The sequence below is a fragment of the Roseovarius halophilus (ex Wu et al. 2025) genome, from assembly GCF_047086965.1.
Map to the genome: position 1 here is coordinate 1 of NZ_JBKOTX010000639.1, position 268 is coordinate 268.

Sequence of the window (268 nt, forward strand, 5' to 3'; positions counted from 1 at the left end):
GCCGAGCGTTTGTATGAACAGGCATGGCTGCGCAAGCTGGTGATCCTGATTGTGCTGGCACTCGTGTGGGAAGGCGGCGCACGCTGGCTCGACAATCCGCTGCTGCTGCCGACCTTCTCCGACACAGCACAGGCCCTATGGGCGGGCCTGGCCAGCGGCACGCTGTTTGCGCGCATCGGCACGTCCATGGAGACCCTGCTCGCCGGCTATGCACTGGGCCTGGCGCTATCGTGTGCACTGGTGGTGCTCGGCATCAGCAACCGCCTCG

1 pseudogene is annotated in these 268 nt (G+C 65.7%); it reads left to right on the forward strand.

What is annotated here, in order from left to right:
* Positions 1 to 268: pseudogene (locus ACH107_RS33845) on the forward strand (ABC transporter permease); the annotation flags it as partial.